Source organism: Pseudogemmobacter faecipullorum, assembly GCF_020539525.1.
Lineage (GTDB): Bacteria > Pseudomonadota > Alphaproteobacteria > Rhodobacterales > Rhodobacteraceae > Pseudogemmobacter > Pseudogemmobacter faecipullorum.
The window spans coordinates 1-7,660 of the sequence record NZ_JACDXX010000044.1 but is presented as its reverse complement, the minus strand read 5'-3'; the positions used below and the strand labels follow the sequence as shown (position 1 = coordinate 7,660).

At 59.6% G+C, this 7,660-nt stretch carries 13 protein-coding genes; 5 read left to right on the top strand and 8 right to left on the bottom strand.

Going from position 1 to position 7,660, the window contains the following annotated elements:
• Nucleotides 1–716 precede the first annotated feature (716 nt).
• Nucleotides 717–1,214 carry an ankyrin repeat domain-containing protein gene (locus H0485_RS20535; RefSeq protein WP_226937764.1) on the top strand — a complete coding sequence of 166 codons (498 nt, stop codon included), beginning with the start codon at nt 717–719 and terminating at the stop codon, nt 1,212–1,214.
• Nucleotides 1,215–1,462: 248 nt separating this feature from the next.
• On the opposite strand, the gene H0485_RS20530 is transcribed toward H0485_RS20535, so the two are convergent.
• From H0485_RS20530 to H0485_RS20495, 8 genes are all read right to left on the bottom strand, one after another.
• Nucleotides 1,463–2,641, bottom strand: a complete 1,179-nt coding sequence (locus H0485_RS20530) for an MFS transporter (RefSeq protein ID WP_226937763.1) — start codon at nt 2,639–2,641, stop codon at nt 1,463–1,465.
• Nucleotides 2,641–3,330 (bottom strand): arsenical resistance protein ArsH, encoded by a 690-nt coding sequence (gene arsH / locus H0485_RS20525; RefSeq protein ID WP_226937762.1) that lies wholly within the window; start codon nt 3,328–3,330, stop codon nt 2,641–2,643. The genes H0485_RS20530 and arsH overlap by 1 nt, the downstream gene beginning before the upstream one ends.
• The gene (arsB, locus tag H0485_RS20520) at nt 3,327–4,403 is read right to left on the bottom strand and encodes an ACR3 family arsenite efflux transporter (protein ID WP_226937766.1); all 1,077 of its coding nucleotides are present in this window, start codon (nt 4,401–4,403) and stop codon (nt 3,327–3,329) included. Before arsB ends, arsH begins: the two co-directional genes overlap by 4 nt.
• A gap of 13 nt (nt 4,404–4,416) precedes the next feature.
• A complete protein-coding gene (arsC, locus tag H0485_RS20515) occupies nt 4,417–4,842 on the bottom strand; it encodes an arsenate reductase (glutaredoxin) (protein ID WP_226937761.1) in 426 nt (141 codons plus the stop codon).
• A gap of 2 nt (nt 4,843–4,844) precedes the next feature.
• The gene (locus tag H0485_RS20510) at nt 4,845–5,201 is read right to left on the bottom strand and encodes an ArsR/SmtB family transcription factor (RefSeq protein ID WP_226937760.1); all 357 of its coding nucleotides are present in this window, start codon (nt 5,199–5,201) and stop codon (nt 4,845–4,847) included.
• Between the two features lie 167 nt (nt 5,202–5,368).
• Nucleotides 5,369–5,599 carry a hypothetical protein gene (locus tag H0485_RS20505; protein WP_226937759.1) on the bottom strand — a complete coding sequence of 77 codons (231 nt, stop codon included), beginning with the start codon at nt 5,597–5,599 and terminating at the stop codon, nt 5,369–5,371.
• Between the two features lie 144 nt (nt 5,600–5,743).
• The gene (locus H0485_RS20500; RefSeq protein WP_226937716.1) at nt 5,744–5,953 is read right to left on the bottom strand and encodes a hypothetical protein; all 210 of its coding nucleotides are present in this window, start codon (nt 5,951–5,953) and stop codon (nt 5,744–5,746) included.
• Nucleotides 5,950–6,558, bottom strand: coding sequence for a glycoside hydrolase family 19 protein (locus tag H0485_RS20495; protein ID WP_226937758.1), 609 nt, complete (start codon nt 6,556–6,558; stop codon nt 5,950–5,952). The genes H0485_RS20500 and H0485_RS20495 overlap by 4 nt, the downstream gene beginning before the upstream one ends.
• Between H0485_RS20495 and H0485_RS21960 the strand changes: the two genes are divergently transcribed.
• The 4 genes from H0485_RS21960 to H0485_RS20475 are packed head-to-tail and all read left to right on the top strand — an operon-like array spanning nt 6,481 to nt 7,508.
• The gene (locus tag H0485_RS21960; protein WP_354002470.1) at nt 6,481–6,654 is read left to right on the top strand and encodes a DUF4326 domain-containing protein; all 174 of its coding nucleotides are present in this window, start codon (nt 6,481–6,483) and stop codon (nt 6,652–6,654) included. The genes H0485_RS20495 and H0485_RS21960 overlap by 78 nt on opposite strands.
• A complete protein-coding gene (locus tag H0485_RS20485; protein ID WP_226937757.1) occupies nt 6,647–6,886 on the top strand; it encodes a hypothetical protein in 240 nt (79 codons plus the stop codon). Before H0485_RS21960 ends, H0485_RS20485 begins: the two co-directional genes overlap by 8 nt.
• On the top strand, nt 6,886–7,137 hold the full coding sequence (locus H0485_RS20480; RefSeq protein WP_226937756.1) for a hypothetical protein: 252 nt from the start codon (nt 6,886–6,888) through the stop codon (nt 7,135–7,137). Before H0485_RS20485 ends, H0485_RS20480 begins: the two co-directional genes overlap by 1 nt.
• A 2-nt stretch (nt 7,138–7,139) precedes the next feature.
• Complete coding sequence (locus H0485_RS20475; protein ID WP_226937755.1) at nt 7,140–7,508, top strand: hypothetical protein; 369 nt, start codon at nt 7,140–7,142, stop codon at nt 7,506–7,508.
• The last annotated feature ends 152 nt before the right edge of the window (nt 7,509–7,660 follow it).

The window sequence follows — 7,660 nt, the reverse complement described above, 5'->3', positions numbered from 1 at the left end:
CGACAGGATCGTCGAACGCTTTGACCAACTCGCGAAGAAATGGTCCCCGCGGCTCGGCAAGCCCAAAGCACCCAAGCCCACTCCCTGAGCACGGACACCCGTCCGCGGCCTACGCCGGATGGTTACTTTCTTGATGCGCAGATCATATTTTGGGTCGCGACGATTGCATTTCAGTCGGCCTTACAATCGGCTTACCTGGCTACATCTTGCTTGATCTGATACATTCTATGTTATGCGAGATCGACTAGGCCTTTGTTGCTAAACCAGTCGAATGGCGGCGTATTTTAGTGCGTCCCCGCGGCACTGGCCTCGACCCACCAGCGGCGATGTCCGCATAGCTGACACTCGCGACGCGCTCGGTCCGGGTCAAGTCTGAACGGCAGCTTTCGGGAACGCTGCATCGCAGCGCCTGAAGACGCCGACCGTCCGCAAAGGGCCGAAAGAGCCCGAAGGGGCTGCCCGGCACTCACATTGGCACCGATGGTGGCAGATCCACGCGAAGAGCCCAAAGCCGTCATTGGCTGCTTCGGGGAATGGGGGTAAGGACAGATGCTGTCTGGAGTCACCAATGAAAGCCCGTCTTCATGGGATGTCTTAAGATCCTGCCTTGCGTATTCTTCCTGGGGCCCGGCAGCCTTTTGTCTGACACTTTCTCTGGAGCGTTGGACGGGGACACTACAGGCTGCCTTATTTTTCAGGATGACCGGGCGGGGTTGATGCATTCCGAAGCTGATGTTGAAAACTTCGCAGAGATTCTGCGCAACGCAGATGAGCAGGGCGTTCGCGAATGTCTTCAACGAGATCCCGGTCTTGCAGTTGCGAAGCTGCCCTCCGGCTGGCCGGTATTCCTCGAGCAATCTATGTTCCCGGAGCCCACAATCATTGACTTGATGATCGCGTCCGGAGCAGACCCAGATGCACGAAGCCCTGAGGGCGAGACGCTTCTGCACCTGACAGGTGATCCCGAAGCCATACGTAAGCTGCTGTCTCATGGCGCTGACATTAATGCATTGGATAGACGAGGCTACACGCCGATGATGGGGCATGCACCCTATCCTGAAACAGGCCCGGATGCGATTTACACCCTGTTTGCAGAAGGGGCTGATCCCAATGTTCATGGGCTGGATGGCAAGACGGTTTTTGATTTGCTGCCCCAGGGTGAGCGATTCGACCGTATTCGGCGACATCTGCGCGACAAAGACCAAAATCGGTAACCTCCTGGCCCAAGGATCGAAGGGCAGCTCCGTCCGCATAGTCGACCTTCGCGACGCAGTCGGGTCGCGTCAAGCCTGAGCGGCAGCTTTCGGGAATGCTGCATCGCAGCAGCTGAAGGCGCTGACCGGCAGGTAAGGGCCGAAAGTGAAGTCACAAATGGAGCGAATAGGACATTCGCTATGCCTTTTATCGAAAACTGCGCATCCAACAGCGGATTTTCTCAAGCATGCACGCTCTAAACTATTGATTATCGTAATAAATGCCGGCAGGTGGCCCACATTGTGAGCGATAATGCGAGATTGGCAATCGCGAGACATGCCACGATGGTTAATGCGCCCCCCGCTCCCACGCTGGCGATCAATGCAACGCCCAAGATAGGAGCGGCCGCCTGCGCCAGAAGTGAAGGGAGTGCCAAGCGGCCCATCAGTGCCGGATAGCGCTCAGGCCCAAACAGTGCCAAGGGCAATGCACCGCGTGCAATGGAAAAAATGCCATTTCCTGCGCCATAACAGATTACAGCCAGACCGGGCAGCCCCATATCCAGCGCCAAAAGCACAAGACCCATTGCGACACTGGCAGTGGCCACGATCAGCGTCCAGATAGGATGGTGTCGTCCCTTGCCAGCCATTTCCATCACACGCGCAGCGACCTGCGCCGGACCCAAAAAGGCGCCGATGGTGACGGCTTGCTCAGTCGACAGGCCCTGCGCCTGGAGAAGCTTGAGCAAGTAGACAGAAATCACTGTGACTGCGAGGCCAGCGGTGACCAGGATCAGGGCCATCACCAGAAATGCCATCCGTTCGGGCCCGAGTAGCGTAGCAGAGCCTGTTACATTCTGATCTGGTGCGGGCTGGTGCCTCGGCTCTTTGGGGATCAGGCCGAAGATAAGTGGCAAGCAGATCAGCAAATGGATCGCGGCATAGCTCGCCGCAGCCCCGCGCCAGCCAAGCTGATCAAGCAGCCATGTGGATAACGGCCAGCAGACAGTGCTGGCGAACCCGCCCCATAGGGTCAGCGCCGTGATCGCAGCGCGGGCATCTTTCTTATACAGACGGCCCAAGGTAGCGAAGGCAGGGTCATATAGCCCCGCGCCCATGCCGAGCCCGATGACGCACCAGCCCGCATAAAAGACAGGAAGATTTGGTGCCGCCGCGATGACGACAAGGCCTAGTGCAAGCAGGGTGCATCCCGCGGCCAAAACGGGTCGGCCACCAAAATGCGAAATGGCCCTCCCTACCTTTGGCGACGCTAATCCTGCGCAGACCAGGGCCACCGAAATGGCTCCCACCACCCAGGCCATAGGCCAGTCTGTATCCGCCTCGATGGGGGATGCAAGCACGGCCAACAGATAATAGCTACTCCCCCAGGTGAAGATTTGCACGACGCCGAGGGCGGAAATGACCGGCCAGCGCCGTGCGGCAAACATTAGATCGCATCCTTCAGGTTTAGGCGCTCCTGCAGCTTTTCAGCCGCTTCCTTCCGCTCGCTATAGCGGTCCGTGAGATATGGCCGGTCACGCGTCAGAAGGGTGAAACGCACCAGCTCCTCCATCACATCGACAACCCTGTCATAGTAGGAAGAGGGCTTCATCCGGCCTTCATCGTCGAATTCCTGATAGGCTTTAGCCACGGAAGACTGGTTCGGGACCGTAAGCATTCGCATCCAGCGGCCCAGAATGCGCATCTGGTTGACGGCGTTAAAGCTTTGCGAGCCGCCCGATACCTGCATCAGGGCCAGCGTGCGCCCCTGCGTGGGGCGGATCGCCCCCATCGCCAGAGGGATCCAGTCGATTTGTGATTTCATCACGCCGGTCATCGCGCCGTGGCGTTCGGGGCTGGTCCAGACCTGCCCTTCAGACCAGAGGCACAGATCGCGCAGCTCCTGCACCTTGGGATGATCAGCCTCGGCATCATCCGGCAGCGGCAGCCCGTCTGCGTGGAAAATGCGCGTCTCACAACCAAAGTGGCGGAGCAAACGCTCGGCTTCCAAAGTGGCGAGGCGGCTGTAGGAGCGTTCCCGCAGCGAGCCGTAGAGCAGCAGGATGCGCGGAGGCGACCCCTCGATCTGCGGCAGCTGCAAGGCGCCGGGCAACAGGTTCGGAAGATCCGGGATCATGCGTCACTCTCCTTCAAAGCGGCATCCTGTGGGAACCACCGGCGGCCAAGTCTGAGGGCCACACTGACCAGTAGGATCAGCACCGGCACTTCGACCAGCGGGCCAATGACAGCGGCAAAGGCTACGGGCGAGGCCAGCCCAAAGGCCGCGATGGCAACCGCGATTGCGAGCTCAAAATTGTTTCCGGCAGCTGTGAAGGCGATGGCGGTGGTGCGGGGATAGTCCCTGGCGATCCAGCGGCCCATAGCGAAGCTGATCAGGAACTGCAGCGCGAAATAGATCACGAGCGGCACGGCGATCCGCAGCGCATCTACTGGCAATCGCAGCACATCAGCACCTTTAAGGCTGAACATCGCGACGATCGTGAACAGAAGCGCGATCAACGTGATCGGGCTGATCTTTGGCAGGAAACGGCTCTGATACCACGCCTCGCCGCGCTTCGCGATCAGCACACGTCGCGTCAGGTATCCGGCGACGAAGGGCAGACCAAGGTAGATCAGTACGGCCTCGGTCACCGTCCAAAAGCCCACGTCGATCACGCTGCTTTCAAACCCGAACAGGGGCGGCAGCACGCTCAGAAACAGCCAGGCATAGGTCGAGAAGAACAGGATCTGGAAGATCGAGTTAAAGGCCACCAGCCCCGCAACATACTGATTGTCGCCGCGGGCGAGCTGGTTCCAGACCAGCACCATGGCGATGCAGCGTGCCAGTCCAATCAGGATCAGGCCCGTCATATATTCGGGGTGATCGCGCAGAAAAATCACGGCCAGCGCGAACATCAGGACCGGGCCAATGATCCAGTTCTGCAGCAGCGAAAGCATCAGCACGCGCTTATCGGCAAAGACCTGCGGCAGCTCCTCATAGCGCACCTTTGCCAGGGGCGGATACATCATCAGGATCAGGCCAATGGCGATGGGAATATTGGTCGATCCTATCGACATGGCATTCAAGGCATCCGGCAATCCGGTGAACAAAGTGCCAAGCAAAATGCCAAGCGCCATGGCGGCGAAGATCCACAACGTCAGATAGCGATCAAGGAACGATAACCGGCGGGGCTGGTGTGACGGGGTCATATTGATCTCAGGCTCAAACAGAACGCGTGCGATTGCCGTGATCGTCCACGACCTGCTCACCATCTTCTTTTGTGAAGACACCCCGCTGCGGGGGCAGCAGGTCCAGCACGGCCTCGGAAGGCAGGCAAAGACGCACGCCCGTGGGGCTGACAACGATGGGCCGGTTGATGAGGATGGGATGTTCCATCATCGCGTCAATCAGGGCCTCGTCTGACAGCGCCGGATCATCGAGGCCCAGGTCTGCATAGGGCGTTCCTTTTTCGCGCAGCAGGTCGCGGGGGGCGATCCCCATGCGTTCGATCAGCTGTACCAAAAGCGCCCGCGAAGGCGGCGTCTTCAGATATTCGATCACATGCGGCTCGACGCCTGCGTTGCGTATCATTGCAAGCGTGTTGCGCGACGTGCCGCAGGCGGGGTTGTGGTAAATGATGACGTCCATGATCAGGCCTTATCAGCAGAGGTGGGATCGCAGGCGCAGGCCATTGCTGTCACGGCCGGCGCGCAAATCTCGGGGTGCCCCTGGCAGCAGTCCTGCATCAGGAAGGCGATCAGCGAGGAGAAGGCCGGGTAAAGCGCGGTGTAGATGATGAACCGCCCCTCACGCCGCGACTGGATCAGCCCTGCATGTTCCAGATGTGCCAGATGAAAAGACAGGCGCGAGGTCGTGGCCCCAATAGCAGCACCGATGTCGCCCGCAGCCATGCCCTTCGGTCCTGCCTGGATCAGCAAGCGCACGATGCGCAGCCGCGTCTCCTGTGACAACGCCGCAAAAGCGGCAAGTGCACTTTCCTCTTTCATCGAATCAACACCTCAATAGTTATTGAGTTATTGCGATGATCGCATGGTAAATACAAGAAATGATTCCGGTCCCGCACATGCCCGTGCTGCGGAGCTGAAAGGTAGCTTATGGGGGTAAAGAATAATGGTTACTGGCATTAAGCCAAGTAGCTATGGGCCGAAATACGTCACCCCGGCACCAGGTAACCGAATCCCGGGCAAGCGAGGTCGAAGGCGGCATAGCCGCGCTGGATCTCGGCTTTGGTCTGCCCGGTATCAGCCCGCGACCGGGTTGGCAGCGACTTGCCCCAGATCTCGCAGTGGGCGGCCTCAGTCGCGGAACCCGGCGTCATCGAACTTGCGCACCCGGTCAGCCAGGCCGCGGTCAACAGCGCGGCGCAGATCAGAAGCGGTTTCATGGTCATTCTCCAATGATTTGAGACGGGCCCGGGCGGTACTATCCGCCCTGCCCTTCACATAAAGGCCCATACCGGCCGCCAGAGCAGCAACTGCCCCGGCGAACCACAACCCTGCCTTTCCGGCAAGCCAAGTTACCAGCGCGCTCATTTCCGTCCCCAGCCGCGGATCAGCGCCAGCGTGGCGAGGGCCGAGGAAATCACGCCAGACAGCGCTGCAGCAGCGCCATAGGCGTTAAAGGGGTGGATCTTCAGCATGCCGGTGGTCGGGTTGAACTCGGCCAGGCCGAGGAAGGCCAGCAGCGAAGCCAGCAGCAGGGCGACATAAGTCAGCCCGCGAACGAGGGTCCAGTTCATCTTTTGCTCCTGAACAGGTTTCCGAGGGATTGAATGAGGGCCGCGAGCCAGCCTGCCCTGACCGGCTCTGCCGCACGGATTGCAGCCTCATAGGCGCGGGCATAGCCCGCGATCAGCTCAGCCCGATCGGTGCCATTCACGATCCGGCGGGCAGATTGGTAATGCACCACGCCATTGCTGTTTGTGTAATCAGCCAGGCTCTTGCCTGTGAAAGTGCCAAGGCGCATCCCTTCCACGAGGATCTGCGCCGCGATATCCGGCTCTTCTGCCAGATCGGGCCGGTTGAGCAGATCGAGGCCGAGGCGCTTGCCCCAGTCGGTATAGTTACGCCTGCCGGTGATCTGCACATAGCCGCGCCCCATGAAGCGCCGGCCATCCCCGGCAACCGTGTTCCCGAGGTCTGCGCGGCCCTCATAGCGCGTCTGGGCCGGGGTCGGGCCCCAAAGCTCGCGAAGCCAGCGGAAATTGCCGGTTTCATGATAGGCCGTTGCCAGCACATAGGCCCGCTCTGAAATGGAAATGCCTATCTGCCCGCTGGTCTCAGCGAACCCGAGATCCTGCGCTGCCTCGATGCCCTCGCCGAGACCCGGGCAGCCGTTCTGCATCTGCTGGCCGAGCTGCGCGGCTTTTCATTCGCCTGCTGGTGCGCGCCAGACGGCCCCTGCCACGCCCAGACCCTGCTGGAGATTGCCAATGGCTGAATTCACCATCCCCCACCGCTGCAAGGGCAGTCTGGCCATTGCCGAGGAGACCATTGAGGCCTGCTGGGATGATCCGGCGGCCGCGACGCATGTTCTGGCCTTTGCCGCGGTCATTGCTGCACTCAAAGGCGGCATCGGTATCGCCGGTCTCACAAAGCTCATTCCCAGCCTGGAAGAAGCGGCCCGGATCCTCACAGGAACGGATGAAAACCGCGAAAGGAGTCTGTACTGATGCGCAAGGCCCTGCACTTGATCATCGACAGCCAAGGCAATTTGGAGGTCGCAGCAGCAGCAGCACCCGCCAATGGCGCTGAGGTGCTGGGACTATGCACGGCGCTGACTGCAGAAAAGGATCTGACAGCTCGGCGCAGCGGCGCCTTCACGCTTATATCGCGCACGATCGTGGCGACAGAGAGCCAGCAGATCGCAAGGGAGGCGATGATGTGTGAGGAAGACAAAACAACGGTTCTGGAGGCTGGGTAAAAATGAAGGAAAGGGAGAACCGCATCGAGGATCTCGCGCCGCTGTGTGAAATCAAGGACGCTGCTCGCGCACTTGGCATCCCGTCAGCGAGCTTACGTTCGGCCGCAGAGAACCACGGATATATCGTACGAATGGGCCGCGCTATTCGTCTTGAACGTGACCGTCTTACCGATTTGGTGAAAAAATGCCGAGACAAGCCAAAGGAGCCCGCCTCCATAAATTCGCCCATCGCCAGCACTGGTATATCCGCGACACCGGTCTGCCCGACCGCAGCACGGGCTGCGAACGCCGTGAAGATGCTGAAAAAGCCCTCGCGGCCTACATTGCAACCAAAGGGCGTGACTGTGTTGCAAATGAGCCGGGGAATGTGACTGTCGGTGAAGTGCTTACGATATATGGAGAGTGTCCTGTCTTTTGTGTATGAGTGATCCGGTCCATGCTTCATCGAAAGGAAGCATGCATGACGATCTCCAAGGAACTACTGGATGAGCTGCTGAAGGGCGTTGAGCGCCCCGAGGATTTT

Coding starts and splice junctions, on each gene's coding strand:
- H0485_RS20530 (WP_226937763.1), bottom strand. CDS start 2,641: ATGTTTGCCGCACGGCGCTGGCCGGTCATTTCCGCCCTCGGCGTCGTG.
- H0485_RS20505 (WP_226937759.1), bottom strand. CDS start 5,599: ATGAAACCGCTTCTGATCTGCGCCGCGCTGTTGACCGCGGCCTGGCTG.
- H0485_RS20485 (WP_226937757.1), top strand. CDS start 6,647: ATGGCTGAATTCACCATCCCCCACCGCTGCAAGGGCAGTCTGGCCATT.
- arsH (WP_226937762.1), bottom strand. CDS start 3,330: ATGATCCCGGATCTTCCGAACCTGTTGCCCGGCGCCTTGCAGCTGCCG.
- H0485_RS20535 (WP_226937764.1), top strand. CDS start 717: ATGCATTCCGAAGCTGATGTTGAAAACTTCGCAGAGATTCTGCGCAAC.
- arsC (WP_226937761.1), bottom strand. CDS start 4,842: ATGGACGTCATCATTTACCACAACCCCGCCTGCGGCACGTCGCGCAAC.
- H0485_RS20500 (WP_226937716.1), bottom strand. CDS start 5,953: ATGAACTGGACCCTCGTTCGCGGGCTGACTTATGTCGCCCTGCTGCTG.
- H0485_RS20510 (WP_226937760.1), bottom strand. CDS start 5,201: ATGAAAGAGGAAAGTGCACTTGCCGCTTTTGCGGCGTTGTCACAGGAG.
- arsB (WP_226937766.1), bottom strand. CDS start 4,403: ATGACCCCGTCACACCAGCCCCGCCGGTTATCGTTCCTTGATCGCTAT.
- H0485_RS20495 (WP_226937758.1), bottom strand. CDS start 6,558: ATGCAGAACGGCTGCCCGGGTCTCGGCGAGGGCATCGAGGCAGCGCAG.
- H0485_RS20480 (WP_226937756.1), top strand. CDS start 6,886: ATGCGCAAGGCCCTGCACTTGATCATCGACAGCCAAGGCAATTTGGAG.
- H0485_RS20475 (WP_226937755.1), top strand. CDS start 7,140: ATGAAGGAAAGGGAGAACCGCATCGAGGATCTCGCGCCGCTGTGTGAA.